This window comes from Stenotrophomonas sp. S49 (assembly GCF_016624905.1).
Taxonomy (GTDB): Bacteria; Pseudomonadota; Gammaproteobacteria; order Xanthomonadales; family Xanthomonadaceae; genus Stenotrophomonas.
The window spans coordinates 1-25184 of record NZ_JACVUD010000031.1; the positions used below are offsets into that span (position 1 = coordinate 1).

General features: G+C 67.3%; 26 protein-coding genes. 5 read left to right on the forward strand and 21 right to left on the reverse strand.

Translation table 11 applies throughout. The features are described 5' to 3' along the window. Window positions 1-150: 150 nt before the first annotated feature. The 16 genes from rnt to IAE58_RS08990 all read right to left on the reverse strand — a co-directional run bounded on the left by rnt (window position 151) and on the right by IAE58_RS08990 (window position 13720). Window positions 151-735 (reverse strand): ribonuclease T, encoded by a 585-nt coding sequence (gene rnt / locus IAE58_RS08915; protein WP_199933629.1) that lies wholly within the window; start codon window positions 733-735, stop codon window positions 151-153. Between the two features lie 135 nt (window positions 736-870). Next, window positions 871-1188 (reverse strand): RcnB family protein, encoded by a 318-nt coding sequence (locus IAE58_RS08920; RefSeq protein WP_108752627.1) that lies wholly within the window; start codon window positions 1186-1188, stop codon window positions 871-873. 171 nt (window positions 1189-1359) lie between these two features. Further along, window positions 1360-1860, reverse strand: a complete 501-nt coding sequence (locus IAE58_RS08925) for a DoxX family protein (protein ID WP_199933624.1) — start codon at window positions 1858-1860, stop codon at window positions 1360-1362. 21 nt (window positions 1861-1881) lie between these two features. Then, on the reverse strand, window positions 1882-2637 hold the full coding sequence (locus IAE58_RS08930; RefSeq protein WP_199933623.1) for a putative DNA-binding domain-containing protein: 756 nt from the start codon (window positions 2635-2637) through the stop codon (window positions 1882-1884). Then, window positions 2630-3505, reverse strand: a complete 876-nt coding sequence (locus IAE58_RS08935) for a DUF692 domain-containing protein (RefSeq protein ID WP_199933622.1) — start codon at window positions 3503-3505, stop codon at window positions 2630-2632. Before IAE58_RS08935 ends, IAE58_RS08930 begins: the two co-directional genes overlap by 8 nt. Next, window positions 3492-3848, reverse strand: a complete 357-nt coding sequence (locus IAE58_RS08940; protein WP_108761637.1) for a hypothetical protein — start codon at window positions 3846-3848, stop codon at window positions 3492-3494. Before IAE58_RS08940 ends, IAE58_RS08935 begins: the two co-directional genes overlap by 14 nt. Before the next feature lie 333 nt (window positions 3849-4181). Further along, window positions 4182-4889: a phosphate signaling complex protein PhoU gene (gene phoU, locus IAE58_RS08945; RefSeq protein WP_199933621.1), complete on the reverse strand. Its 708-nt coding sequence runs from the start codon at window positions 4887-4889 to the stop codon at window positions 4182-4184. Between the two features lie 76 nt (window positions 4890-4965). Further along, a complete protein-coding gene (pstB, locus tag IAE58_RS08950) occupies window positions 4966-5796 on the reverse strand; it encodes a phosphate ABC transporter ATP-binding protein PstB (protein WP_108757682.1) in 831 nt (276 codons plus the stop codon). Window positions 5797-5815: 19 nt separating this feature from the next. Beyond that, window positions 5816-6679, reverse strand: a complete 864-nt coding sequence (gene pstA, locus IAE58_RS08955; RefSeq protein ID WP_108755802.1) for a phosphate ABC transporter permease PstA — start codon at window positions 6677-6679, stop codon at window positions 5816-5818. Continuing rightward, a complete protein-coding gene (pstC, locus tag IAE58_RS08960; protein WP_108749106.1) occupies window positions 6679-7647 on the reverse strand; it encodes a phosphate ABC transporter permease subunit PstC in 969 nt (322 codons plus the stop codon). The genes pstA and pstC overlap by 1 nt, the downstream gene beginning before the upstream one ends. A gap of 82 nt (window positions 7648-7729) precedes the next feature. Next, entirely contained in the window at window positions 7730-8818 is a 1089-nt protein-coding gene (gene pstS, locus IAE58_RS08965) for a phosphate ABC transporter substrate-binding protein PstS (protein ID WP_108755803.1), read from the reverse strand. Window positions 8819-9215: 397 nt separating this feature from the next. Next, a complete protein-coding gene (gene pstS, locus IAE58_RS08970; protein ID WP_199933620.1) occupies window positions 9216-10235 on the reverse strand; it encodes a phosphate ABC transporter substrate-binding protein PstS in 1020 nt (339 codons plus the stop codon). A 195-nt stretch (window positions 10236-10430) separates the two neighbouring features. Then, window positions 10431-11642 carry an OprO/OprP family phosphate-selective porin gene (locus IAE58_RS08975; protein ID WP_108755804.1) on the reverse strand — a complete coding sequence of 404 codons (1212 nt, stop codon included), beginning with the start codon at window positions 11640-11642 and terminating at the stop codon, window positions 10431-10433. Window positions 11643-11881: 239 nt separating this feature from the next. Then, window positions 11882-12568, reverse strand: a complete 687-nt coding sequence (gene nth, locus IAE58_RS08980; protein ID WP_199933619.1) for an endonuclease III — start codon at window positions 12566-12568, stop codon at window positions 11882-11884. Further along, window positions 12568-12921 carry a hypothetical protein gene (locus IAE58_RS08985; RefSeq protein WP_108761642.1) on the reverse strand — a complete coding sequence of 118 codons (354 nt, stop codon included), beginning with the start codon at window positions 12919-12921 and terminating at the stop codon, window positions 12568-12570. Before IAE58_RS08985 ends, nth begins: the two co-directional genes overlap by 1 nt. Before the next feature lie 4 nt (window positions 12922-12925). After that, window positions 12926-13720 carry an enoyl-CoA hydratase-related protein gene (locus IAE58_RS08990; RefSeq protein WP_199933618.1) on the reverse strand — a complete coding sequence of 265 codons (795 nt, stop codon included), beginning with the start codon at window positions 13718-13720 and terminating at the stop codon, window positions 12926-12928. 166 nt (window positions 13721-13886) lie between these two features. On the opposite strand from IAE58_RS08990, the gene IAE58_RS08995 reads away from it, so the two are divergent. From IAE58_RS08995 to IAE58_RS09005, 3 genes are all read left to right on the forward strand, one after another. After that, window positions 13887-14588 carry an FKBP-type peptidyl-prolyl cis-trans isomerase N-terminal domain-containing protein gene (locus IAE58_RS08995; RefSeq protein WP_108752639.1) on the forward strand — a complete coding sequence of 234 codons (702 nt, stop codon included), beginning with the start codon at window positions 13887-13889 and terminating at the stop codon, window positions 14586-14588. Window positions 14589-14710: 122 nt separating this feature from the next. Continuing rightward, window positions 14711-15514, forward strand: a complete 804-nt coding sequence (locus IAE58_RS09000; RefSeq protein ID WP_108752640.1) for a CoA pyrophosphatase — start codon at window positions 14711-14713, stop codon at window positions 15512-15514. Continuing rightward, complete coding sequence (locus tag IAE58_RS09005; protein ID WP_199933617.1) at window positions 15511-16413, forward strand: sulfurtransferase; 903 nt, start codon at window positions 15511-15513, stop codon at window positions 16411-16413. Before IAE58_RS09000 ends, IAE58_RS09005 begins: the two co-directional genes overlap by 4 nt. Window positions 16414-16662: 249 nt before the next feature. Here the strand turns inward: IAE58_RS09005 and IAE58_RS09010 are convergent, their stop codons facing one another. Next, window positions 16663-17232, reverse strand: a complete 570-nt coding sequence (locus IAE58_RS09010; RefSeq protein WP_199933616.1) for an N-acetylmuramoyl-L-alanine amidase — start codon at window positions 17230-17232, stop codon at window positions 16663-16665. 72 nt (window positions 17233-17304) lie between these two features. Between IAE58_RS09010 and IAE58_RS09015 the strand changes: the two genes are divergently transcribed. Together IAE58_RS09015 and rlmKL are read left to right on the forward strand one after the other, a co-directional pair. After that, a complete protein-coding gene (locus tag IAE58_RS09015) occupies window positions 17305-17832 on the forward strand; it encodes a hypothetical protein (RefSeq protein ID WP_108763373.1) in 528 nt (175 codons plus the stop codon). A 145-nt stretch (window positions 17833-17977) separates the two neighbouring features. Next, on the forward strand, window positions 17978-20116 hold the full coding sequence (gene rlmKL / locus IAE58_RS09020) for a bifunctional 23S rRNA (guanine(2069)-N(7))-methyltransferase RlmK/23S rRNA (guanine(2445)-N(2))-methyltransferase RlmL (RefSeq protein WP_199933615.1): 2139 nt from the start codon (window positions 17978-17980) through the stop codon (window positions 20114-20116). Window positions 20117-20335: 219 nt separating this feature from the next. Here the strand turns inward: rlmKL and IAE58_RS09025 are convergent, their stop codons facing one another. The 4 genes from IAE58_RS09025 to IAE58_RS09040 all read right to left on the reverse strand — a co-directional run bounded on the left by IAE58_RS09025 (window position 20336) and on the right by IAE58_RS09040 (window position 25022). Then, on the reverse strand, window positions 20336-20665 hold the full coding sequence (locus tag IAE58_RS09025) for a DUF3325 domain-containing protein (protein ID WP_199933614.1): 330 nt from the start codon (window positions 20663-20665) through the stop codon (window positions 20336-20338). Further along, window positions 20662-22290, reverse strand: coding sequence for a PepSY-associated TM helix domain-containing protein (locus IAE58_RS09030; RefSeq protein ID WP_199933613.1), 1629 nt, complete (start codon window positions 22288-22290; stop codon window positions 20662-20664). Before IAE58_RS09030 ends, IAE58_RS09025 begins: the two co-directional genes overlap by 4 nt. Then, complete coding sequence (locus tag IAE58_RS09035) at window positions 22287-22607, reverse strand: DUF3649 domain-containing protein (protein ID WP_199933612.1); 321 nt, start codon at window positions 22605-22607, stop codon at window positions 22287-22289. The genes IAE58_RS09030 and IAE58_RS09035 overlap by 4 nt, the downstream gene beginning before the upstream one ends. Window positions 22608-22811: 204 nt before the next feature. Beyond that, window positions 22812-25022, reverse strand: a complete 2211-nt coding sequence (locus IAE58_RS09040) for a TonB-dependent siderophore receptor (RefSeq protein ID WP_199933964.1) — start codon at window positions 25020-25022, stop codon at window positions 22812-22814. Window positions 25023-25184: the final 162 nt, after the last annotated feature.

Here is a 25184-nt window from a genome sequence, read left to right on the forward strand (position 1 = left end):
GTGGAAATGCTGACCACGTCCTAGGATCTGTCCCTTGCCCCCCGGGGGGGGGGGGGGGGGGGCGGCCGGGGGCCCCCCACGACCGATGCATTCATCCACGCATGGCGTGGATCTACGGTGGGGTAATGATGCGGTTGCGCCGTTGGCTGTTTACCGCGGCCAGGCGTTGGCGATGGTGCAGAACAGCCGTGCGGTCTGTTCGGTGTCGTACACCGCGCTGTGCGCTTCGTTGGCATCCCAGCCCAGCCCGGCGGCATTGGCCGCGCGTGCCAGCACGGTCTGCCCGTAGGCGATGCCGGCCAGGGTGACGGTGTCGAACACGCTGAAGGGATGGAACGGATTGCGCTTGTGGCCGGTGCGGGCCACCGCGGCGTTGACGAAGCCGAGGTCGAAATGCGCGTTGTGGCCCACCAGGATCGCGCGCTGGCAGCCGTACTTCTTCATGGCTGCGCGCACCGGGGTGAAGATGTGGTCCAGCGCAGCCTTTTCTTCTTTGGCCAGGCGGAACGGGTGATCCAGGATGATGCCGGTCACTTCCAGCGACTTCGGGTCGATCTCCAGGCCTTCGGCCGGGACCACGTGCGCGCTGGCGGTCTGGCCGGGGAAGAGCAGGCCGTTCTCGTCCATCTCGATCGGCACGGCGGCGATTTCCAGCAGCGCATTGCGCTGGCTGTCGAAGCCGCCGGTTTCCACGTCCACCACCACCGGCAGGAAGCCGCGGAAGCGCTGCGACATCGCGCGCTGCGCCGGCGGTGCTACGGAAACAGGGGCGACGTCAGGTGCGGGGGTGGGGTCATTCATGCGCGGATTCTAGCAGAGCGACCCTGAGCGCCCGGCCACGCAGTGCGTGACCGGGACGCTGCGGACAGGTCAGCGACGTGCCAGCACCACGTCGGCGATGACGCCGGTGGCCACGGCAATCAGCACGTAGCGGCCGTCCACCTTGCGCCATTCCTGGCCGCGGGCCGGGGCATGCAGGCCATGGTGGCGGTAATCGCGCACGTACTCGCCACGATGGTCGTGGGCGAGCTTGTGGCCGCGACGCGGCGGATCGCGACGGTCGTCGTGGTGATCCTTGTGGCCATGGTGGTCGTCGCGGCCACCGGCGCCGTAGGGTGCCGCCATGGCGGGCGAGATGGCGGTGGCCAGCAGGGTCAGCGAAAGGGTGGCGGCAATCAGGCGCTTCATGGGGCAACTCCGGGGAAAGGACGTGGTCGTCGAGGCCACGGATCCAGCATCGGATTTTTTTCATGAATAGGCGATTAAATCGGCCGTTTCTGCGGTTTCGGTGCGTATCGGCGTGTAACGTGTGCGACCTGGCCGACCCGGATTCCGGTAGGTGCCAACCTTGGTTGGCACCTACCGATCCGTGGCGCCCCAGCGTGCCATCCACGCATCCAGGCTCAACCGTCCCGCACCGCTGAACAGCAGCGGCAGCAGCATGGCCATGAACAGCACCGGCAGTTTGAAGTTGCCAAAGCCCTGGTCGCTGATCGCATAGCCCATGGCCAGGTCTGCCAGGGAATTCCAGTGCATTGGCCAGTGCACGGCGTAGGTGGCAACCGCGGTCAGCACCAGCAGGCTGACCGCGGCGAAGCGGGTGCCAAGGCCGAACAGCAGGCAGGCCGCGCCGACCAGTTCAAACCAGGTCGCCAGCTGCCAGTTCACGCTGGCCGGCAGCTGGTCGAACGGAAACGGGAAGGCCTGCTGCAGCTCGGCGAACCAGTTCTGGCCCTGCAGCTTCTCGCGGCCGGATTCGAAATACTCCCAGGCCAGCAGCAGGCGCAGGCCCAGCGGGGCCAACCACGGGCCGCAGCGGTCCAGCTGGCCGCGCAGGGCAGCCAGGGGCGAGGCTTTCATCGGGGAATCTCCTTGGGTGGATCAGGCCACGGTGGGCAGGGGGCCGATCACCCCGGCCTGCAGGAACTGCTGCAGCAGATGTGTGCCAGGTTCGATCAATTCACCGGCGTCGAGCTGGTGCAGGCGGGCCAGTTGCTGCAGGTGCTGCTGGCCGGTAGCGCCTGGTGCCTCGGCCATCAGCATCAGCAGATGTGCGGCCAACGGGCTGAGCTGGGCGAAGCGCACCGCACCGTCGGCATCGCGGCGGACCAGCAGCCCGGTGGGTTCGGCGGGCACTTCGGCAGGGGCATCATCGGTACCCAGCCGGTGTACCGGCCAGGCGTACAGCAGCGGCCAGGCCAGCGCGGAGCAGCGCAGCGGCACCCGCATCGGGTCAATGCCGGTGGCCGGTGGCAGCGGCTCGGCCGTGCGCTGGTAAAGCTCGGTTTCCACCCATTCGTAGTGCGCCAGCTCGGCCAGTGCGGGGTGGGGCAGCTGCGGCTGCGCCTGCAGCCATTGCACGAACTCGGCCGCCACCGCGGTGAACAGCGGTGTGCGCGCGTGATGGTGGGCGAAGTAATGCCGCACCAGATCGGCCCAGGCCGGTTCGCCGAGCAGGCGCACGCAGACCGGGAAGCCATTGCCGAGCAGGCCCAGCAGGTTGTTGAACAGCAACCGCTGGTATACCGCTACCCGTCGCGGATCCAGATCGGTGGGCGCGGGCACGTGCTGCGGGTCGCGCAGGTGCGCGGTGAGCGCGTGCTGCTGCGCGCGCAGGGTGGTTGGAGCGTCAGCCATGTGCAGCTCCCGCATGGCGGGACTGCAGGCGGCGGATGGTGTGCAGTTCGCCCAGCAGTTCGGCATAGGGCGGGAAGTTGAAGTCGCGCTCCAGCAGGGTGGGGCGCGGGCCGAAGCGGGCGTAGCTGCGTTCCAGCAGCGCCCACACCGGGTCGATCACCGCGCTGCCGTGGGTATCGATCTTCAGGTCCGGAGCCTCGTCCAGATGACCGGCCACGTGCAGGCAGACGATGCGCTGCGCCGGCAGGCCTGCAATGAACGCGTCGGCATCGTAGCCATGGTTGCAGGCATTGACGTACACGTTGTTGACGTCCAGCAGCAGGTCGCAGTCGGCCTCGGCCAGCACGGCGTTGGTGAAGGCCAGCTCATCCATCGCCGGCTGCGGAGCCAGGTAATAGGACACGTTTTCCACCGCGATGCGGCGGCCCAGAATGTCCTGCACGCGGGCAATGCGGGCGGCGGTATGGCGTACCGCTTCATCGGTGAAGGGGATCGGCAGCAGGTCGTACAACTGGCCCTCGTCGCTGCAGTAGCTCAAGTGCTCGCTGTACAGCGGCACGCGGTGGCGCTCGAGGAAACGGCCGACCTGCTGCAGCAGCTGGGTATCCAGCGCAGCACTGCCACCCAGCGACAAGGACAGGCCGTGGCAGCTCAGTGGATGGCGCCGGGCCAGTTCATCCAACGCCTCGCCGGCAGGGCCGCCCACGTTGATCCAGTTTTCCGGCGCGCACTCCAGGAAATCGAAATCGCCGGCCGGGGCATCGCGCAGGTCCTGCAGCAGCGCCCGCCGCAGGCCCAACCCGACGGCTGCCGCGGGCAGCGGCAACCGTGGGTGGACGACGCTGGCCGCAGCGTCAGTGCTTGCCACCGCACTTGCCTTCGCCGCACTTGCCTTCGGCCGCCTTCTTGCCGGCCTCGGTCTTGGCCTTGCTGTCGGCAGCGGTACCGGCAGCGGCCTTGCCCTTGTCACCGCCGCACTTGCCTTCGGCGCTCTTGCCGTCCGCGCCGCACTTGCCCTCGGCGTGCTTGGCGGCATCGGCCGCCTTGGCGTCGGTGGCCTTGGCATCGCCGGATTTGGCAGCCTGGCCGGCCACCAGATAGCCCTGGGCAAGGTCGGTCATGCTCAGGGCCGAAGCACTGGCAGTCACGCCCAGGCCTGCGGCCAGGGCAGTGGCGGTCAGCAGGGACAGGGTCTTGTTGGAACTGCTCATCGGTCGTACTCCTTGGGTGGTGGGCGGCTGCCCGGGGTGAAACGATGGTGCAGCGATCCTACTCAAGGAATCTTCGCCGAAAGCTAAAATTTTCGTGAGGAGTGGCGTGGATCTACCCGCGCGGGAGGTCGGGGTCGGATCCCTTTCCGCAGGAAAGGGCTCTGACCCCTGATCCACGCATGGCGGGGTGGGGCACGGGGCATCCACGCATGGCGTGGGCGGCGGTAGATCCACGCCATGCGTGGATGGCCGCCCGGAGCAAACCCCAAAGAAAAAGCCGCTGTCACATCGACAGCGGCCCCTTGCACCCCACTTCAGTGTTGCAGTGCGGGATCAGATTGCGTCGGTGCTGGAGGTCTCGTCGCGCTTTTCACGCGGCGGCAGCGGCTGTTCGCCATGCACCAGGAACCACACGTTCTCGGCGATGTTGGTGGCATGGTCGCCCACGCGCTCCAGGTTCTTGGCCATGAACAGCAGGTGCGTGCACGGGGTGATGTTGCGCGGGTCTTCCATCATGTAGGTCAGCAGTTCGCGGAACAGTGCGGTGTACTGCGCGTCCAGGCGGGCATCGTCCTGGCGCAGGGCGATAGCGGCCTCGGCGTCGTTGTCGCGGTAGGCGGCGATGGCGCGGCGCACCTGCTGCGCGGCCAGGCGGCCGAGGGCGCGCAGGCCCTGGATCTGCGGCAGCGGCGGCACCTTGCCCAGCGCGATGGAACGCTTGGCCACGTTCGCGGCGTAGTCACCGATGCGTTCGATGTCGGCCGGGATGCGCAGGCCGGCCAGGATCTCGCGCAGGTCGCGGGCCATCGGGCCACGCAGGGCCAGGCGCATCACATCGTGGCTGATCTGCTGTTCCAGCGCATCGATGGCTTCATCGTTGGCAATGATCCGGTGGGCGGCGTTCTCGTCGCGCTTCTCGATGACGTCCATCGACGCCTCCAGCTGGGCGACGGCCATCTCGCCCATGCGCACGATTTCGGCCACCAGGCGCTGCTGCTCTTCGTCGTAGCTCTTGACGATGTGGTCGTTGGGAAGATTCATGGTTGTTCCACTCTGTAGAGTCGAGCCATGCTCGACTGACGTTGTCCGTAGAGTCGAGCCATGCTCGACTGCCGTTTCAGCCGAAGCGACCGGTGATGTAGTCCTCGGTCTGCCGCTGCGAGGGCTGCGAGAAGATCACTTCGGTACGGTCGTGCTCGATCAGGTCGCCCAGGTACATGAAGGCGGTGTAGTCAGACACGCGCGCGGCCTGCTGCATGTTGTGGGTGACGATGACGATGGTGTACTCGTGCTTGAGTTCTTCCACCAGCTGTTCGATGCGGCTGGTGGAGATCGGGTCCAGCGCCGAGGTCGGTTCGTCCAGCAGCAGCACCGACGGGCGCAGGGCCACGGCACGGGCGATGCACAGACGCTGCTGCTGGCCGCCGGACAGGCCCAGCGCGCTCTGGTTCAGCTTGTCCTTCACTTCGTCCCACAGCGCGCCCTGGCGCAGGGCCTGTTCCACGCGGTCGGCCATGTCGGCCTTGCTCAGCTTTTCGTGGTGGCGGATGCCGTAGGCCACGTTCTCGAAGATGGTCATCGGGAACGGCACCGGCTTCTGGAACACCATGCCGACCTTGCTGCGCAGGCGGTTCATCGGGTACTTCGGCGACAGGATGTTCTCGCCGTCCAGCAGCACTTCACCGCGCGCTTCCAGCTTCGGGTACAGCGCGTAGATGCGGTTGAAGATGCGCAGTAGGGTCGACTTGCCGCAGCCGGAAGGACCGATCAGCGCGGTCACGCGCTTTTCCGGAATTTCCAGGTTGATGCCCTTCAGGGCATGGAACTTGTCGTAGTAGAAGTCCAGTCCGCGCGCGGCAAGCTTGACCGGAGCCGGCGTGTGCAGGCTCTCGTGCGAGGAAGGCACGGCGATGCGCTGCATCGGCACGGCGTTGGAAAGGTCGTTCATGGCGGTATCCACGGAAAGGTCAGTCATGGGAGATGCGGTTGCGCAGCAGGATGCCGCGGGCGGCAAGGCTGACCAGCAAGACGAAGACAGTCAGCACCAGGGCGCCGGCCCAGGCCAGCACCTGCCAGGATTCGTACGGGCTGCCGGCGAACTGGTTCATCACCACCGGCACCGAGGCCATCGGCTGGAATACGTTGCTGTTCCAGTACTGGTTGCCGAAGGCGGTGAACAGCAGCGGCGCGGTTTCGCCGGAAATGCGGGCCAGGGCCAGCAGGATGCCGGTGATGATGCCGGCCGAGGCACTGCGGTACAGCACCTGCACGATCACCTTCCACTGCGGGATGCCCAGCGACAGGGCTGCTTCACGCATCTGCGAAGGCACCAGCCGCAGCATTTCGTCTGTGGTGCGCACCACCACCGGCAGCACGATGAAGGCCAGCGACAGCGCACCTGCGAAGGCGGAGAAGCTGCCGCCGGTCTGCATCACGTACAGGGTGTAGACGAACAGGCCCAGCACGATGGACGGTGCCGACAGCAGGATGTCGTTGACGAAGCGGACCACGGTACCGGCCTTGCGGGCGTTGCCGTACTCAGCCAGCCAGGTGCCGGCCAGCACGCCCAGCGGGGTGCCGATGCCGATCGCCAGCGCACACATCACCGCGCTGCCGAAGAAGGCATTGGCCAGGCCGCCTTCCTGCATGGGCGGCGGGGTCATCTTGGTGAAAAGATCCCAGTTGATGCCGGCCAGGCCCTTGGCGGCCAGGGTGAACAGGATCCAGCCCAGGAAGAACAGGCCGAACAGCGCAGTGGCGCAGGACAGCGCGATGGCAACGACGTTGCCGACGCGGCGGCGCAGGTACAGCGAATCAGCGGTGGTGGACATCAGTTGCCCTCCTTGCGGGACAGGCGCATCAGCATCAGGCGGGCGATGGCCAGCACCACGAAGGTGACGATGAACAGGACGAAGCCGAGCAGCAGCAGCGCAGAGCGGTAGGTTTCAGTGGCTTCGCCGAAGTCATTGGCGATCAGCGCGGCGATGGTGGTGCCCGGTTCCAGCAGCGACGGCGACAGGCGCACGCTGTTGCCGATAACGAAGGCCACGGCCATGGTTTCGCCCAGCGCACGGCCCAGGCCCAGGAAGATGCCGCCGATCACCGCCGAGCGGGTGTAGGGCAGCACGATGTCCCAGCTCACTTCCCACTTGGTGGAACCCAGCGCATAGGCCGATTCCTTCAGGCGGGTGGGCACGGTCAGGAACACTTCGCGCATCACCGACGAGATGAACGGAATGACCATGATCGCCAGCACGAACCCGGCGGTGAGCATGCCGATGCCCAGCGGCGGGCCCTGGAACACCGGGCCGATGATCGGCCACTCGCCCAGGGTTTCATTGAGGAAGGGGGTCACGTACTCGGTCATCACCGGCACCAGCACGAACAGGCCCCACATGCCGTAGATGATCGAGGGAATGCCCGCCAGCAGTTCGATGGCGGTGCCGACCGGGCCGCGCAGCCAGCGCGGTGCGACCTCGGTCAGGAAGAAGGCGATGCCGAAGCTGACCGGTACGGCGATGACCATCGCGATGAGCGCGGTGACCAGGGTGCCGTAGATCGGGGCCAGCGCACCGAACTTGTTTTCGACCGGATTCCAGTCGGAAGAGAAGAAGAAGCTCAGGCCCTGCATCTGCAGGGCGTGGCGACCACCCCACAGCATCGACAGCGCGGCGCAGGCCAGGGCGATCAGGACGAAGATGACGGTGCCGACCAGCACCCATCGGAACAGTTTGTCGTTGCGGGCATCACGCGTGTCACGCGTGGACGGGGCGGCTACAGGCTGGGCGATGGCATTCATGGGGACGGCAGGGCCAGGAAAGGGCGGGGCGGCACGGCGTGGTAGAGACGGTGCCCGCACGCAGCGGGCACCGTCGGGTCCATCACTTCAGCTCGGTGCCCCAGTAGGCCTCGATCTGCTTGACCAGCTCGGCCGGCAGCGGCACGTAGTGCAGCTCGTTGGCCTGGGCCTGGCCGTTTTCGAAGGCCCACTTGAAGAACGCCAGGGCGTCCTGGTTGCGCTTGGCATCCTTGGGCTGCTTCTGCATCAGCATGAAGTTGGTGGCAGTGATCGGCCACGCCTGCTCACCCGGCGCATTGGTGATGACCAGGTTGAAGTCCTTGGCGCTGGCCCAGTCGGCGCTGGCGGCAGCCGCGGCGAAGGTTTCAGCGTTCGGCTGCACCCAGGTGCCGGCTGCGTTCTGCAGGGCGGTGTAGGGCATGGCGTTCTGCAGCGCGTAGGCCAGTTCGACGTAGCCGATCGAACCCTTGATCTGCTTCACGTACGAGGCCACGCCTTCGTTGCCCTTGCCACCCACGCCGTCCGGCCACTGCACCGAGGTGCCTTCGCCGACCTTGGTCTTCCACTCCGGGCTGACCTTGGACAGGTAGTTGGAGAAGTTGAAGGTGGTGCCCGAACCATCCGAACGGTGGACCAGGGTGATCTTGCCGTCCGGCAGGGTCACGCCCGGGTTGGCGGCGGCGATGGCCGGGTCATTCCAGGTCTTCACCTTGCCCAGGAAGATGTCGGCCAGCAGGGCGCCGGTCAGGCGCAGCTTGCCGGCTTCCAGACCTTCGATGTTCACCACCGGCACTACGCCGCCGATGGCCGAGGGGAACTGGGCCAGGCCGGCCTGGGCCAGTTCGTCGCTGGCCAGCGGCTTGTCCGACGAACCGAAGTCGACGGTACCGGCCTTGATCTGGGCGATGCCGCCACCCGAACCGATGGACTGGTAGTTGATCTTCGCGCCGGTGGCGGTGTTGTAGTCAGCCGACCACTTGGACACCAGCGGGAAGATGAACGAGGCGCCGGCGCCGGACACTTCAGCGGTCACCTTGTCGCCAGCAGCGGCCGGGGCGGCGGCGCTGTCGGCGGCCGGCTGCTGCGCGGCCTGCTTGTCGCCACCGCAGGCCGACAGGCCCAGGGCGATGGCCAGGGAAAGGGCGGCAAGGCCGGCCGAGTGCAGTTTCATGGTCACTCCATAGCGGGGTAGAGCCGACACCGTCGGCGGATGCGGCTATGAAATGATGTTTTTGTTACAGCCGTATGACGTCCATGACAGAGGTGTCGGACATCACGTTCTGACGGGGGTTTCACGGGTTGCGCGACCGCCGTGGGAGGGCCAGCGGCCCGCAGATTGCGCGGGCGCGGCCTTTGTAGAGTCGAGCTTGCTCGACTGCCTTTCGCCTTCGTAGAGTCGAGCTTGCTCGACTGAACATCCATGCCAGTCGAGCAAGCTCGACTCTACCCACACCCGGGCCCACAAACAGAAAGGCGCCGGACCCGAAGGTCCAGCGCCCGTTGGGGCCGGCGGGGGAGAGAGGACCCGCCGGCCCCCGTTCCTGCGGGGGAACGCCTTGCTACGCCACTCAGTACTTCAGGTTCTGGATCCAGTAGGTTTCGATCTGCTTGACCAGGGTGTCCGGCAGCGGCACGTAGTCCAGCTGCTTGGCCTGTGCATCACCGTTCTTGTAGACCCAGCGGAAGAATTCCTGGGTGGCCTTGGCGCCGGCCACGTTCTTGGGCTGCTTGCGCACCAGGATGAAGTTGGTGGCGGTGATCGGCCACGCTTCGGCGCCCGGGGCGTTGGTCATGACCAGGTAGAAGTCCTTGGCGCTGGCCCAGTCGGCGCTGGCGGCAGCGGCCGAGAACGAGGCGTCGGACGGCTGCACGATCTTGCCGGCGGCATTCTTCATCGCCGCGTAGGACATCTTGTTCTGCAGCGCGTAGGACAGTTCGACGTAGCCGATGCCGCCCTTGATCTGCTTCACGTAGGCGGCCACGCCTTCGTTGCCCTTGCCGCCGATGCCAGCCGGCCACTGCACCGAGGTGCCTTCACCGACCTTGCTCTTCCACTCCGGGCTGACCTTGGACAGGTAGTTGACGAAGTTGAAGGTGGTGCCCGAGCCGTCCGAACGGTGGACGATGGTGATCTTGGCGTTGGGCAGGGTCAGGCCGCTGTTCAGGGCAGCGATGGCCGGGTCGTTCCAGGTCTTGATCTTGCCCAGGAAGATGTTGGCCAGAGTCGGGCCGTCCAGCTTCAGCGCGCCCGGGGCAACACCGGCCACGTTGATCACCGGCACCACGCCGCCGATCACCGACGGGAACTGGGCCAGGCCAGCGGCCGCCAGTTCTTCCGGCTTCAGCGGGGCATCGGACGAGCCGAAGTCCACGGTGGCTGCCTTGATCTGGGCAATGCCGCCGCCCGAACCGATCGACTGGTAGTTCACCTTCTTGCCGGTGGCGCCGCTGTAGTCGGCCGACCACTTGGACATGACCGGGTAGATGAACGATGCGCCCGCGCCGGTCACATCGGCGGCATTGGCGGCAAACACGGACGATGCGGCCAGGATGGCGACAGCGGCGCGCGACTTGAAGGCGTGGATCACGGGAGAGACTCCTGGGGTGGTCGAAGGGCGGCTGCCCAACGTTTCGGTGCACATTCCATAACGGTTGCGTGACACCCCGGCGTCTGTCACATGACGCATCCATGACAGCGTGGGTGGCGGTGGCGGCAACAAAAAAAGGCACGGCCGAAGCCGTGCCTTGGGTACGCGCAGCGTGGGCGCCGCAGCGCTAGCCGCTTACCAGAAGAACTGGGCGCGGGCTTCCAGGATGTTCGGATCGTCATTGACGAAGCCGCGGGCGCTGGAGCTGTACTTCTTGCTGTCCACCATCACGTAGTTCAGCATCAGCTTGAAGTTCGAACGCCAGTACCAGTTGGCGCCGACGGTCCAGATGTCCATCTTGCCGCCCAGCACGCCATCGACGATCGGCGGACGGCCGGCCACCGGGTTGGCACTCAGGTTGCCGTCGTTCAGATCCATGTGGTCGTAGCGCACGCCCAGCTGCCACTGGCCGCTGGCCGGGTTGTCCGGCAGGCCGGTGCCCGGGGTGCCACCCTTGTAGCTCCAGGTTTCGCCGGTCACGTTCCACACGCCGCTGACGTAGTAGCCGTCGCTGGTGTAGTTGTCGTGGTCATAGCGCTTGGCCTTGCTGCTGTAGTACTCGGCCTGGGCCTTGAACGGGCCCTGGAAGTACATGGCTTCGGCGCCGACGGTGCTGACGCGGTCGGTGTCGGTCATGTTGCCGCTGTCGACCAGGCGCGCAGTGGCCAGGTCGGCGTTGGGACGCGCACGCACGCGCAGGGTGTCGGCGTCGGCGTCGTAGTCCACATAGCTCAGGCCGAAGTGCAGCACCTGGCCCTTGTCGTTGATCGGCGCCCAGGTACCGCGTGCGCCGTAGCCGCTGCCGTGGGCCAGGTTGCGGGTCAGTTCGCGGCCGAAGGCGCTGGCGGTGACCGACCAGTTGTCCTGGCCGTAGCTGTACGCACCACCCAGACGGCGGGCGACGGCGTAGGTGTTGGTCACTGCGGCCTTGGAAATGAAGTCGTTGTTCTTGGTGCTGGACAGTTCTTCCAGGCTGTTGGGCTGCTTGAACTGGCCCAGCTGCAGGAAGTGGCTGCTGTTGCCGGCCAGCTTGTACTTCACGTTGGTGTCGAGGAACTTGTCGGCCTTGGCGTCGTAGCCGACCACCCATTCCACGTTGCCCGGGCCCTTGCCCTTCAGCACCAGCTCGGCGCGGCGCAGTTCGAATTCGCTGTCCTTACCGTTGCCGGCGTCACCGCCGTTGAGGTCCACGACGTCATTGTCGAACCAGTTGCCGTCGGCCTGGACCAGGCCTTCGAAGGTGATTTCCGAACCGCCGATCACATCGATGGCGACTTCAGCGTGGGCAGCCGGCACATACAGCGCAGCAGCCACGGCCACCGTCAGGAGTTGGTGATGCAGTTTCATGGGAAGGAGCCTTGCAGGCAGGTGGGAAGATGCGCGCAGGCTAGAAGGTGAAGATTGCGTAAATGTGACAGTTCACGCACAAGTACACGCCCCGCCACGGCAGGGCCTGCCGATGTAAATGCTTGCGTGTGACGCTGCGGTTGCGCCCCGATTGCAGTAGATCCACGCCATGCGTGGATGCTTTTCGGCGGCGGGTCAGAGCCCTTTCTGCGAAAGGGATCCGACCCTGGCCCTCCCGCCTACGCGGCGGTTTTTTCCTTGAACCGGCACAGATCGGCAATCACGCAGCCCGGGCAGTCCGGTTTGCGTGCCTTGCACACATAGCGCCCGTGCAGGATCAGCCAGTGGTGCGCATCGAGCAGGAACTCGGCCGGAATGGCCTTCACCAGACGGTCCTCGACTTCGCGCACGTTCTTTCCCGGGGCCAGCCCGGTGCGGTTGGCCACGCGGAAGATGTGCGTGTCCACCGCCATCACCGGTTCGCCGAATGCGGTGTTGAGCACCACGTTGGCGGTCTTGCGGCCCACGCCGGGCAGGGCTTCCAGTGCGTCGCGATCGCGCGGCACTTCGCCGCCATGCTGTTCCAGCAGGATCGCGCAGGTGGCGATCACGTTCTTCGCCTTGGCGTTGAACAGACCAATCGTGGCGATGTACTTCTTCAGGCCTTCCTCGCCCAGTGCCAGCATCGCCGCTGGCGTATTGGCCACCGGAAACAGGCGACGCGTGGCCTTGTTCACGCCCACGTCGGTGGCCTGCGCGGACAGCGCCACCGCCACCAGCAGTTCGAAGGGCGTGCTGTATTCCAGCTCGGTCTTCGGGTGCGGATTGAGTTCGCGCAGGCGGGTGAACATTTCCACCACGTCGGCGCGCGGCATCGCGCTGCCGCGGCGCGCCGGTGCGCGCGGGGTCTTCTTCGCGGTGGCCATTACTGTTCCTTGCCTGCCGCGCGGGCCTTGGCCCGGGCCAGGATGGCGGCCGCGGCGGAGGGCAGGGCGGGTTTCACGTCCGGCGCCGGTGCCGGCATGCGCCGGGCATCGCGCTCGGCTTCGCGGCGGGCCAGGCGCACGGCACGGTCGCGATAGCGCTCGCGTGCGGCCCAGGCACGCTGCAGCTGCTGCTGGGCGTGCAGCAGGCGCTGCGCAAGTTCGGGGTGGTCGGGCAACAGGCGCGCATCGTCTGCGCTGGCCACGTAGTCCATCAGGCCTGCCTGCAGGGCGCCATCGAGATCGTCTGCCTGGACCCGGGCAAACAACTGCACGGGGTTGGGTCGGGATGCCATGGCGTCAGCGGTTCTGGAAGGCCGGCGGGCGGCGCTGCAGGAACGCGCTGGTGCCTTCGCGCATGTCCTCGGTGGCGAACAGCAGGCCGAACTGCGCGCTCTCGTATTCCAGGCCGGATTCCAAGCTGCACTCGCCCCCCACGTGTACCGCGTCCAGCAGGCCACGCAGGGCCAGTGGCGCCGACTGCGCCAGTTGCCGCGCCACGGCCTGCACGCGGGCATCCAGCGCATCGGTGGGCACCACTTCGTTGACGATACCCAGCGCCAGCGCACGGGCGGCGTCGATGGGGGTGCCCAGCAGGCACAGTTCCAGGGTGGCGGCGCGGCCGCACAGGCGCAGCAGGCGCTGGCTGCCACCGAAACCGGGAATCAGCCCCAGGTTGATCTCCGGCTGGCCGACCTTGGCGGTATCGGCCGCGATGCGCAGGTGGCAGGCCATGGCCAGTTCCAGCCCGCCGCCCAGTGCGAACCCGTTCACCCGGGCAATCACCGGCTTGGGCATGCGCTCGATCTGCCGCATCAGCTGCTGGCCCAACAGCGAGAAGTCACGTCCCTGAACCGCACTGAGCGTGTTCATTTCCGCAATATCGGCCCCGGCCACGAAGGCCTTGAGGCCGGCCCCGGTCAGCACCACCACCCGCACCGAAGGCTCGGCGGCCGCGGCGCTGAACGCCTGCGCCAGGGCCTGCAGGGTGGCCGCGTTCAGTGCATTGAGCTTCTCCGGGCGCTGCACGGTGAGGGTGCGGATGGCACCGTCGTCGGCCACGGTCACGGGGTGATCGGCGGGGGCTGGGGCCACGGAAGACTCCTGAAACGTTAAAAAAAAGTGAGATTGAACTCTTGAAACGCAGACAGGTCATAGCCTGCGTGGTCAGTGGCGGTTCCACCTTATGGCCGCTATCCTAACCCGTCGCCTCAGGGCGGCGCAGAACGTCCCTGAGTTACCACCCCTGGAGAACTGTTTGATGAAGTTGCGTTCTATCGCGGTCGCCGTCGCGGCCCTGGCCCTGACGGGCAATGCCTTCGCCCAGGACGTTTCGTCCGAAAAGGGCAAGCTGAGCTACTACTTCGGTTACGACTACGGCAACAACCTGGCAGAGCTGACCGCCCGCGGTGAGCAGCTGGACATCAACTCGGTGGTGAAGGGTCTGCAGGACGCCTACGCCAAGAAGCAGCCGGCGATCACCGCCGACCAGCTGAAGCCGGCCGTTGAAGCGTTCCAGAAGCGCGAGCAGGGCCGTGCCCAGGCTGCCAAGGCCGAGTACGAAAAGGCTGCTGCCGAAAACAAGACCAAGAGCGACCAGTTCGTTGCGGCCAACAAGGCCAAGGCGGGCGTGCAGTCGCTGCCGAGCGGTGTGCAGTACCGCGTGATCGAAGCCGGCAAGGGCGCCAAGCCGACCCAGGCCAGCACCGTGCAGCTGGAAGTGGCCGGTCCGTACCCGTTCGGCCAGCGTCCGACCGAAGCGCGTCCGGCTCAGCAGATTCCGTCGATCAAGGTCAGCGAAGTCGAAATGAAGGCCATGCGCGAGACCCTGCTGCAGATGCCGGCAGGCTCGAAGTGGGAAATCACCCTGCCGCCGGACCAGGCGTACGGCGCCGACCCGCGTACCGGCTTCCCGCCGAACGTGGCGGTGCAGTTCGAAGTGAAGCTGGTCAGCGTCAAGTAAATCGAAGTAGTGAACCGAACGCGCCGGTGGCTTCCACCGGCGCGTTTTCATTTGTGCGCCACACGGTGGCCGACGCCGCCCCAAACATGGCCATTCGCGCTACTGTTGCAGGGGTGCAAACTATGGAAGAAACGTCGCGTGTTGTCGCAAGCCCCTGCATCGGCGTGTGCAAGCTGGACCTGGCCCGGCACTGTACCGGTTGCGGGCGGACCCTCGATGAAATCGCGCGGTGGTCGTCGATGAGCGACGCCGAACGCGACCACGTGCTGCATCGGCTGCTGCCGCTGCGCGAACAACTGCAGCACTCCCTGCGGGGCTCGCTGGCCGACCACGAACGCCTGCTGCGCGCGCTGCACCCGCTGGCCGAGCCGCCGCAGGGCGATGGCTGGAACCGCAGCGAACTGATCGATCTGCTGCCGCCGGGCCCGGCGGTGGAGGCGGCCGTGCTGGCCGGCATCGTGCCGCGTGCCAATGGCGCGCAGGTCATCCTGACCCGCCGCACCGAAACCCTGCGCCAGCATGGCGGCCAGGTTGGTTTTCCCGGCGGGCGCACCGAACCGGATGACCGCGACGCACTGGCGGCTGCGCTGCGCGAAAGCCAGGAAGAGATCGCGCTGGCGCCCACCCAGGTGCAGGCGCTGGGCTACCTGGACCCGTTCGTCACCATTACCGGTTACCGGGTCACCCCGGTGGTGGCGGTGATCGATCCGGACTTCGTGCCGGTGGCACAGCCCAGCGAAGTGGCCGAAGTATTCGAAGTGCCGCTGGATTACCTGATGGCGCCGGACAACCTGCACCAGGTCGAAATCAACCATCGTGGGCGCGTGCGCCACGTGCTGGAATACGGCTGGCCCGGGCATCGGATCTGGGGCGCCACGGCCGCCATTCTCTACAACCTGCGCCGCCGCCTGGAGCAAGTGACATGACGCCGAACGACACGACGTGGACCACCCTGGTCGATGTGCCCCGCCTGGCCGCTGCACTGGGCGAATCCATCCGCGTGGTCGATGCCCGCGCCACTGCCAGCACCGCCGTGCGCGTGGTCGATGCACGTGCATCGTTGGCCGACCCGCAGGCCGGGGCAGGGCAGTACGCCGCCGGCCATATTCCCGGTGCGGTGTACGCCGATCTGAACCACGATCTGTCCGACCTGGGCCGCAGCGGCCACGGCCGCCACCCCCTGCCGGACAGCGATGCCTTCGCCGCAACGCTGGGGCAGTGGGGCATCACCCCCGAAACCCAGGTGGTGGTGTACGACGGCAGCGATGGCAGCATGGCTGCCGCGCGCCTGTGGTGGCTGCTTCGCTTGATCGGGCACAGCCGCGTGGCCGTGCTCGACGGCGGCATGGCGGCCTGGCTGGCGGCCGGCCAGCCGGTGGTGACCGGGCGCAGCGAAGTCGCCGCCCAGCCGCCCTATCCGGGACGCTTCGACAGCACCCAGGTGGCCAGCGCTGATGAGATCGCCGCGCGCCTGAAGCACGCCCCTGGCTGGCTGGTGGACGCCCGTGCCGGCGAGCGCTTCCGCGGCGAAGTGGAGCCCTTGGATCCGGTGGCCGGGCATGTGCCCGGTGCGGTCAACCGCCCCTTCGCCTTGAACGTGGCCGACGGTCGCCTGCGCGATGCGCAGGAACTGCGCGCCGAACTGCAGAGCGTGATCGGCAACCAGGACCCGCAGCGGGTGGTGCTGATGTGCGGCTCGGGCGTGACCGCCTGCCACCTGCTGCTGGCGATGGAAAGCGCCGGCCTGAACGGCGCGCGCCTCTACGCCGATTCGTGGAGCGGCTGGGTAAGCGACAGCAGCCGCCCGGTCGCCACCGGCGCGTAACGCCGCGGGGTCGGATCCGTTTCCCGGCGGGAAACGGCTCTGACCCCAGCGCAGCAACGCAGTCGAGCATGGCTCGACTCTACAAGAGTACGTTCCGATCGATTCGACCCCCGTGCCGTTCCGACAGCACGCGGGGAACTGTCGAAGGCGAGGTGGACCCACCTCGCCATTCCATGGAAAGCAGGCTTTTGACGTTGCTTCAGTCGAGCATGGCTCGACTCTACAGGGGGTAGGGCGCAGCCCTGCCAGCTACTCCCCCAACCCCTGCAGCGGCACCTTGGCCAGCACCCGTGCCCAAGGGAACAGCGGGCCGGGATCGCGCTTGCGCGCCACCGTCAGCGTTGGATCATCGCTGGCCGGTACCTGTTCCAGATCCAGCTGGTCATGCCCGGCAATCTGCCGCAGCGACGGATAGCGTGCCACCAGCGCCTGCAGCAGGGCCTCCAGCGCCTGCAGCTGCGCCTCGGTATACGGCTCGTCCATCGCTTGGTGGCGGCTGTCGAACCAGTCCGGGTAACGCCCGGTATTGACCAGTTCGATGCCCACCGTGTCCACGTTCATGCCGCGCACGTGGTGGGCGATGCGTTCGGGCGCCACGTACTGCACCACGCTGCCGTCGCGATCGATGTAGAAATGGCCGCTGTTGCCGGCGCCACTGTCATACAGCACGCGCTCACCGTACTCGCGGGCCATGGTCAGGTCCGGCAGTTCGGTGCAGTGGATGACCACCATGCGCAGGCTGGCCGGGTCACGCAGGGGCAGGCGGTCGTGGTAGGGCAGCGGCTGCAGCTGCAGGCCGGGCAGGAGCGGGTTGGGCATGCGGCGATGCTAGCATTGCACGATGTACCTGCCTTCCCGATCGACCTCGAACCGCCTCGCGGGCGTGCGCGCATGAGCCGCGGCCACTGCATCCTGTCCCACGGCTTCGAGAGCGGCCCGGAGGCGACCAAGGTCACTGCGCTGGCCGAAGTCGCCCAGCGCCTGGGCTGGACCCACGAGCGCCCCGACTACACCGACCTGGACGCCATGAGCGAGGTCAGCCGCGTGGGCGACGTGCGTACCCGCCTGCAGCGCCTGGTGGAACGGGCCGCCGCGGCCGCCGCGCAGGGGCCGGTGGTGCTGGCCGGCTCAAGCCTGGGCGCCTACATCTCCGCCATTGCCTCGCTGCAGGTGCCGGTGGCCGGCCTGTTCCTGATGGTGCCGCCCACCACCATGGGTCCGATGCCGGCGCTGGACGCCGCTGCCGTGCCGACCAGCGTGGTCCAGGCCTGGCACGATGATGTGGTGCCGGCCGCCGGGGTGATCGCCTGGGCGCAGGCGCGCTCGGCGCAGCTGCTGCTGGTGGACGATGGCCACCGCCTGGAACATCACGTGGAGGCCTCCGCACAGGCCTTCGAGCGCCTGCTGCGGCAGCTGTGAAGCCCGGGCGCACGGCGCGCCCGCCCGCATTGACTACAATGGCAGCCCCGGCGCCCCCGGCGCGGGCCTGCTGGCCGTTTCCGCGGCCCTCCCTTCCGAAAGGCCTGGCGCTCGCGCCGCGCCCGTCCACCTGCGAACCGATCCCGTGAAATTCTTCGTCTCCTGCGCCAAGGGCCTGGAATACCTGCTTGCCGACGAACTGTCGGCCCTGGGCCTTGGCAAGGCCACCGCCACCATCGCCGGCGTCAACGCCGAAGGCGAGCTGGCGCAGGCCCTGCGCATCGTGATGTGGTCGCGCCTGGCCAGCCGCGTGCTGTGGCCGATCGACGAGTTCGACTGCCCGGACGAGCAGGCCCTGTATGACGGCGTGCGCGCCCTGCCGTGGCACGAGCACATCAAGCCGGAGATGACCCTGGCGGTGGACGCGCACGTGTCCGGCGACAAGATCACCCACGCGCGCTTTGCCGCGCAGCGGATCAAGGACGCCATCGTCGACCGCATGCGCGATGAGGGCCTGGAACGGCCGTCGGTGAACACCGATCTGCCCGATGTGCGCGTGAACCTGTCGCTGCGCAAGGGCCGTGCGTCGCTGTCGATCGATCTGGGCGGCGGCCCGCTGCACCGCCGTGGCTGGCGCGGTGCCGCCCACGAGGCGCCGCTGAAGGAGAATCTGGCCGCCGCGCTGCTGCTGCGCGCGCAGTGGCCGCGCCTGCATGCCGCAGGTGGTGGCCTGCTGGACCCGATGTGCGGCAGCGGCACGCTGCTGATTGAAGGTGCGCTGATGGCCGCCGACGTCGCCCCCGGCCTGATGCGCCACGGCAGCCTGCCGCCGAGCCGTTGGCTGGGCTTTGACAAGGCGGCTTGGAAAGCCATCCAGACCGAAGCACGTGACCGCGAAGCGGCCGGCCTGGCCGCTTTGAAGCCGGTCATCCACGGCAGCGACATCGACCCGGTAGCTATCCAGGCCGCGCGCGAGAACGCCGAAGTGGCCGGCGTGGCCCACGCGATCCGCTTCACCCGTGCCGACGTGGCCGACCTGGCCGCGCCGGAACAGGAGATCGGCGCGGTGGTCTGCAATCCGCCGTACGACGAGCGCCTGGCCGCCGACCCGGCCCTGTACCGCGCGCTGGGCAACGCCCTGCAGAAGGCGGTGCCGCAGTGGCGCGCCAGCCTGTTGTGTGGCAACGATGAACTGGCCTTCGCCACCGGCCTGCGCGCGTCCAAGAAGTACCAGATGTTCAACGGTGCGCTGGAATGCGCGCTGATCGTCTGCGACCCGATTGCCGTGCCGGGCCGTGACCCGGCGCAGCCGCGCGAGCTGAGCGAAGGCGCGCAGATGGTGGCCAACCGCCTGCGCAAGAACCTGAAGAAGTTCAAGAGCTGGCGCGCGCGCGAGGACATCACCTGCTTCCGCGCCTACGATGCCGACCTGCCGGAATATGCAGCGGCCATCGATGTGTACGAAGAAGATGGTGGCCAGCGCCGCACCTTCCTGCATGTGCAGGAATACGCGGCACCGGCGGCCATTCCGGAAAACGACGTGCGCCGCCGCCGCAACGAACTGCTGGCCGCCGCGCGCGAGGTGTTCGGCGTACCGCCGGAACAGGTGTCGATGAAGTCGCGCGAGCGCGGCAAGGGCGGCAGCAAGTACGGGCGTTTCGAGCAGCGCGATGAGTTCATCGTGGTGCGCGAGAACAACGCGCTGCTGCAGGTGAACCTGTTCGATTACCTCGATACCGGCCTGTTCCTGGACCACCGCCCGCTGCGCCGCATGATGGCCGAGCAGGTGCGTGGCAAGCGCTTCCTCAACCTGTTCTGCTACACCGGCGTGGCCAGCGTACAGGCCGCCGTGGCCGGTGCGGCCAGCACCACCAGCGTGGACCTGTCGGCCACCTACCTGCAGTGGTGCTACGACAACCTGGCGCTGAACGGGCAGGGCGGCAACCAGCACCTGCTGGTGCAGGCCGATGCCATGGCCTGGCTGGAAGGCGATCGTGGCCAGTACGACGTAATCTTCTGTGACCCGCCGACGTTCTCCAACTCGGCCCGCGCCGATGACTTCGACGTGCAGCGCGAGCAGTTGAAGCTGCTGCGTGCGGCCGTGACGCGGCTGGCGCCGGGCGGCGTGCTGTATTTCTCCAACAACTTCCGCCGCTTCAAGCTGGAAGAGAACGCCATCGCCGAATTCGCCCAGTGCCGCGAGATCACCGCGCGCACGATCGGTCCGGACTTCGAGCGCAATGCGCGCATCCACCGTGCGTGGGAACTGAAGCGGGTGGGATGAGCCCCCGCTTGGGGTCGGAGCCCCTGCGCTGCGCGCACGGGATCCGACCCCAGGATGATCGCGGAGCCCATCGGAACCGGCTTCTGTAGAGTCGAGCCTGGCTCGACTGCGCCTTGCAGGGACCCTTGTGGCCAGTAGATCCACGCCATGCGTGGATGGCGCCGTCTATGGGGTCAGAGCCCCCGCGCTGCGCGCGGGGGATCCGACCCTGGGGCGCGGTTACAGCAACGCCACCAGCAGGCCCAGCAGCGGCAGGGCGATGGCCAGCGGTGCGATCCACTGCGGGCGATACGGGTACAGTCCGAAGGCCAGCGGCACGCCGGCCAGGGTCAGCGCACCCAGCCACAGCACCGGGCCCATGGCCCAGCCGTGGTCGACCACGCACAGCACGAACGCCACCACCAGCAGCGCCCAGCCCAGCACGCGCCATTGCGTGCGCCGTGCCGGGGCCGCCGCAGCCTTCCCATGCAGGTCCTGCTGGTGTTTTTCCATCGCCAGCGACAGCGCGGTGAACGCAGCGAAGGACAGGGTCAGGGCCAGCAGCATCATGCGCCGGCCTCCACTTCGGCCGGCGCAACCGGCGCCTTGGTCGCCGCAGCCGCTGCCGCGCGCTTCTTTTTCTCGGCCGCGCTCAACGGCGGCGTCCAGCGCTGCATGCGCCAGCCGCACATCGCCAGCATCGCGCCAAACGCAAGCATCGACAGATCGAACCCGGCCAGCACCCAGTCACCGCTGCGCAGGGTCACGCCCAGGTGCGCGTGGGTAGTCAGGGCATTGACCACCGGCACCAGCGCGAACAGGGCCGCACCCAGGTACAGCTGCCAGGCCCACATCATCCGCTTGGGCCAGATGAAGGCCGCCAGCAGTGCCGCACCCCACGCGTAGAAGAACACGTTGGCTTCGGCGCTGGAGCGTTCGGCCAGGTCCAGCGGCAGCAAGCGGTTGCCCCAGAAATACGCAGCGAAGGCGATCGGCAGGCCAGCCACCGCGCCGATGTTCAGCGCATCCACCAGGCGCAGGCCGAAGCCGATGCGGCCACTCTTGGCATGCTTGGGCCGTTCCTTCACTGCCCACAGCACCACGCCGCTGGCCACCATCAGGCAGCCGGTCAGGCCGGACAGGAAGAACAGGGCGCGCAGGCCCCAATCGGCAAAGCGCGCCAGGTGCAGGCCGTACAGCACGCCGCGGGTAGCCGTGGCACCCCCGGAAGGCGGGCTTTCCTGCAGCAGCGTGCCGTTGACCATGTCGTAGCGCAGCGACGGGGTGTCGATGGACAAGCGCTTGCCATCACGCTGGCGGATGTCGATCACCGCATTGCCCGCACCGGGGTTGGAAATGGTGAAGCCGGCCACCTCCACGCCGTGCCAGTGCGCGCGGGCGCTGTCGAGCAGGCGTGCGATGGCCACCGGTGCGGCCTTGCCCTGGGCCGGCTCGCTCACCTCGGCCATGCCACCGAACGCTTCGGCGAAGAACTTGTCCTCATCCTGCGGGTAGGCCACCTTCACCCCCCACGGCAGGTACATGATCATCAACGTGACGATGCCGGTGTAGGTGATCATGGCGTGGTACGGCAGCGCCATCACCGCGCTCACGTTGTGGAAATCCAGCCATGAGCGCAGGCCCTTGTCCTTGCGGAAGGTGAAGAAGTCCTTGAAGATCTTCTTGTGGGTGATCACCCCGGTGATGATCGCCACCAGCATGAACATGGCGCAGAAGCCGACCAGGTAGCGCGCCCAGGACACCGGAATGTAGTGCAGGTCGAAATGCAGGCGGTAGAAGAAGTCACCGCCGCGGGTTTGGCGTGCCTTCAGTTCGTTGCCGGTGTTCGGGTCCAGGGTGGCATCGCCGAACGCGCCGCGACGGCCCTTGGCCGGGTCGGCCTGGTCGGCAGGCACGCGCCAGAAGGTGCTCATGGCCGGGTTGCGCGGCTGCGGCAGCGTCACGTACCACATCTCGGCATTGCCGGCGTTGGCCTGCAGGAAGTCGACGGCGCGCTGCGCGGCCACGTCGGTGCTGACCCGCGCGCTGGGCAGTTCCGGGCGCATCCAGCGGCTTATTTCTTCGCGGTAGTAGCTGGCGGTGCCGGCCATGAAGATCAGCAGCAGCAGCCAGCCCACCAGCAGGCCGGTCCAGGTGTGCAGCCAGGCCATCGATTGGCGGAATCCGTTCTTCATGCCCAGGCCCCCAGCAGGCGCGCGATCGCGGCCATCAGCAGGATGGGCAGCAGGATGCCGACCCAGGCGCGCAGCGCACTGCGCGTGGCAAATGCCCACAGCGCGGCGCAGGCGGCCATCAGGATGCCCAGCATCATGCCGGTCAGCACGGTCTGCCCGCGCGCGCCGGGCAGGACGACCACGCAGAACACACTGGTGACCGACGCCAGCGCGTAGCCGCCGAAGATGGCGGCCAGCGAACGGGACAGCACTCCCCAGCGTGAGCTGGCGAAGAAGGTGCTGAGGCGGGAGCTGGCAATAGCGGGCGAGCGATCCACGGCAATCCTGCAGGTTGGTTGAAAGAAGGCCGGCGCACCGAAGTGCGCCGGGGGGGCCATCCCTGGCCGGGGGGGGGGGGGGGGGCCCGGCGCCCCCCCCCCCCCCGGGGAGCCCCCCCCCCCCCCCCCCCCCCCCCCCCCCCCCCCGGGGGGGCCATCCCTGGCCGGGTGCCGGTCGCAGAACCGGCACCATCCATCCGGTCATCAGAGCTTCCAGCGCAGGGTCATGGTGACGTTGCGCGGTTCGCCCCAGTACACGCCGTTGTAGAAACCGACGTTGTTGTAATACTTCTTGTCCAGCAGGTTGTTGACGTTCACCTGCGCACTGAAGTTCTCGTTGAAGCGGTAGCCACCGCCCAGGTTCAGCAGATAGAACGCGTCCTGGGTGATGCGTTCGCTCTGCGTGCCACCGGTGGCGACCGGCTTGGTGCTGTTGTTCCAGATGCTGCTCTGCCAGGTCACGCCGCCGCCCAGCCAGAAGCGGCTGTCGGCACCGCCGGGGCGCCAGCTGGCGTTGAGGCGGAAGGTGTCCTGCGGGGTGGTGGTCCGCTGCAGCACGCCGGCGGCGTTGCGGATCTTGGTATGGGCGAAGCCGGCCGACACGTTCCACTGCTCGCCGATGCTGCCCTGGGTTTCGATTTCCCAGCCCTTCACCTTGTTGCCCTGGCCGGTGGAGCGGTAGGCCTGGCCACCATCGGGCAGCGAGTTCAGCGGCACCGAATCATCGATCTCGGCCACGTTGTCCTGCTTGCCTTCAAACACCGCTGCCGAAGCATTGAGCAGGCCGCCGAAGAACTCAGCCTTCACGCCGGCTTCGTACATGTCGCCGACCACCGGCTCCAGGTAGTTGCCGTTGCGGTCGCGGTAGTTCTGCGGCTTGAAGATGTCGGTGTAGCTGACATAGCCGCTGAAGATGTCGTTGAAGTCGTAGACCAGGCCGGCGTACGGGGTCAGGGTGTCATCGGGCTTGTAGCCGGTGCGGGTGGTGCGGTTGCGGTTGCCATTGGCATCGTAGCCGTAGGCCCACTGGCGCGTTTCCCAGCTGCCGTAGCGGGCGCCGACCACGGCCAGCAGCGGGTCGGCCAGGCGCAGGCGCGCGGCCACGTACGCGGCGCGCTGGCGCAGCTCGTTTTCCGAGGCCAGGCGGCCGTAGCGGGTGACCGGCAGCACCGGCACGTCGCCGGTCCAGTGGCGCCAGTCGGCAACCTGCATGTAGCCCGGCGCGCTGGTATCGAACGAGGTCGCCTCCGATTCGCCCTTGCGCACCGCCTGGCCCAGGCCGAACACCAGTTCATGCTCGCGCCCGAACAGCTGGAACGGGCCGCCGACATTCAGGTCGAACACGTCCATGGTGCTGTGTTCGTTGAAGTGCGAGACATAGGCGGTCACGCCGGTGCCGTCCGGGCGCGGATTGCCGGCCGCGCCGTACCAGACGCTGCCGTCGGTATCGCGCACGGCATGGGTCACGTTGCCCTTCAGCGACCAGCCATTGCCCAGCTGCTGTTGCAGGCGGGCGAAGGTGGTCTTTTCCACCATCGGCCAGCTGCTCCAGGACGCCGACAGGTTGGTCGAGCGCGGCAGGTTGGCCGGGTTGCCATCGGCGCCCCAGTACGGCACCACGCCCCAGGTCACGCCGGTGGTGCGCGGCGACTGGTATTCGTAGCCCAGTTCGAACAGCGTGCTGTCGCTCAGGTCGGCCTGCACGATGCCGTAGAACACGTCCTTGTCGAGCTTGTAGACATCGCGGAACGAATCGCTCTGCTGCTTGGCGGCGACCACGCGCGCACGGATGCGGCCGTCCCAGGCGATCGGGCCGCCCAGGTCGACTTCCATGCGCTGGTTGCCCCAGCGGCCCAGGATCAGGTTGGCGCCCATCTGTACGGTGTCGGTCGGGCGCTTGCGCACCATGCTGATGGTGCCCGACGGATCGCCGGCGCCGGTGGTCAGGCCGGTGGCGCCGCGGATCACTTCGATGCGCTCGTAGATCACGTTGTCGGTGTTGGTCTTGATCGAGCCACCGAAGGTGTTGAGCATGCCATCGATCTGGAAGTTCTCGATGGTGTAGCCGCGCGAGACATAGTTGATGCGCTCGCTGTCGGTGACCGACACGGTGACGCCGGTCACCTGGCCCATCACATCGGACAGCGAGAACAGCCCCATGTCGTCCAGGCGCTGGCGGGTGATGACCGTGACCGACTGCGGCGTCTCGCGCAGCGACAGGTCCAGCTTTGTCGCGCTGCGCGTGTTCTTCACCGTGTAGCTGTTCTGGATTTCGCCGTCGGCGGTCACCTTCACCGTGTCCAGCGTGCGTGCATCAGCGTCGGCCGGCACATCGGCGTGGGCCAGCGGCGCGCAGAACAGCATGGCCAGCGCCAGCGCCAATGGGGAAACAACGGGAACGTTCGGTCGGGACATACGGTGCGATTCCATGCAGGAGAAAAACATCAGCGATGGAATCCATGCGTGCGGGCGCCCGCGCGTAATCGCGCGATCCGAGGCATCTCCCATCGCCACGCGCTGACGGCCAGGGCCGTCGGCGCACGAGGAGCCGGGGATGTACACGGGCGGAAGCGCGGT

Coding starts and splice junctions, on each gene's coding strand:
- rnt (WP_199933629.1), bottom strand. CDS start 735: ATGTCGCAGCGCTTCCGCGGCTTCCTGCCGGTGGTGGTGGACGTGGAA.
- IAE58_RS08920 (WP_108752627.1), bottom strand. CDS start 1,188: ATGAAGCGCCTGATTGCCGCCACCCTTTCGCTGACCCTGCTGGCCACC.
- IAE58_RS08925 (WP_199933624.1), bottom strand. CDS start 1,860: ATGAAAGCCTCGCCCCTGGCTGCCCTGCGCGGCCAGCTGGACCGCTGC.
- IAE58_RS08930 (WP_199933623.1), bottom strand. CDS start 2,637: ATGGCTGACGCTCCAACCACCCTGCGCGCGCAGCAGCACGCGCTCACC.
- IAE58_RS08940 (WP_108761637.1), bottom strand. CDS start 3,848: ATGAGCAGTTCCAACAAGACCCTGTCCCTGCTGACCGCCACTGCCCTG.
- phoU (WP_199933621.1), bottom strand. CDS start 4,889: ATGAATCTTCCCAACGACCACATCGTCAAGAGCTACGACGAAGAGCAG.
- pstB (WP_108757682.1), bottom strand. CDS start 5,796: ATGAACGACCTTTCCAACGCCGTGCCGATGCAGCGCATCGCCGTGCCT.
- pstA (WP_108755802.1), bottom strand. CDS start 6,679: ATGTCCACCACCGCTGATTCGCTGTACCTGCGCCGCCGCGTCGGCAAC.
- pstC (WP_108749106.1), bottom strand. CDS start 7,647: ATGAATGCCATCGCCCAGCCTGTAGCCGCCCCGTCCACGCGTGACACG.
- pstS (WP_108755803.1), bottom strand. CDS start 8,818: ATGAAACTGCACTCGGCCGGCCTTGCCGCCCTTTCCCTGGCCATCGCC.
- IAE58_RS08975 (WP_108755804.1), bottom strand. CDS start 11,642: ATGAAACTGCATCACCAACTCCTGACGGTGGCCGTGGCTGCTGCGCTG.
- nth (WP_199933619.1), bottom strand. CDS start 12,568: ATGGCCACCGCGAAGAAGACCCCGCGCGCACCGGCGCGCCGCGGCAGC.
- IAE58_RS08985 (WP_108761642.1), bottom strand. CDS start 12,921: ATGGCATCCCGACCCAACCCCGTGCAGTTGTTTGCCCGGGTCCAGGCA.
- IAE58_RS08995 (WP_108752639.1), top strand. CDS start 13,887: ATGAAGTTGCGTTCTATCGCGGTCGCCGTCGCGGCCCTGGCCCTGACG.
- IAE58_RS09000 (WP_108752640.1), top strand. CDS start 14,711: ATGGAAGAAACGTCGCGTGTTGTCGCAAGCCCCTGCATCGGCGTGTGC.
- IAE58_RS09005 (WP_199933617.1), top strand. CDS start 15,511: ATGACGCCGAACGACACGACGTGGACCACCCTGGTCGATGTGCCCCGC.
- IAE58_RS09010 (WP_199933616.1), bottom strand. CDS start 17,232: ATGCCCAACCCGCTCCTGCCCGGCCTGCAGCTGCAGCCGCTGCCCTAC.
- IAE58_RS09015 (WP_108763373.1), top strand. CDS start 17,305: ATGAGCCGCGGCCACTGCATCCTGTCCCACGGCTTCGAGAGCGGCCCG.
- IAE58_RS09025 (WP_199933614.1), bottom strand. CDS start 20,665: ATGATGCTGCTGGCCCTGACCCTGTCCTTCGCTGCGTTCACCGCGCTG.
- IAE58_RS09030 (WP_199933613.1), bottom strand. CDS start 22,290: ATGAAGAACGGATTCCGCCAATCGATGGCCTGGCTGCACACCTGGACC.
- IAE58_RS09040 (WP_199933964.1), bottom strand. CDS start 25,022: ATGTCCCGACCGAACGTTCCCGTTGTTTCCCCATTGGCGCTGGCGCTG.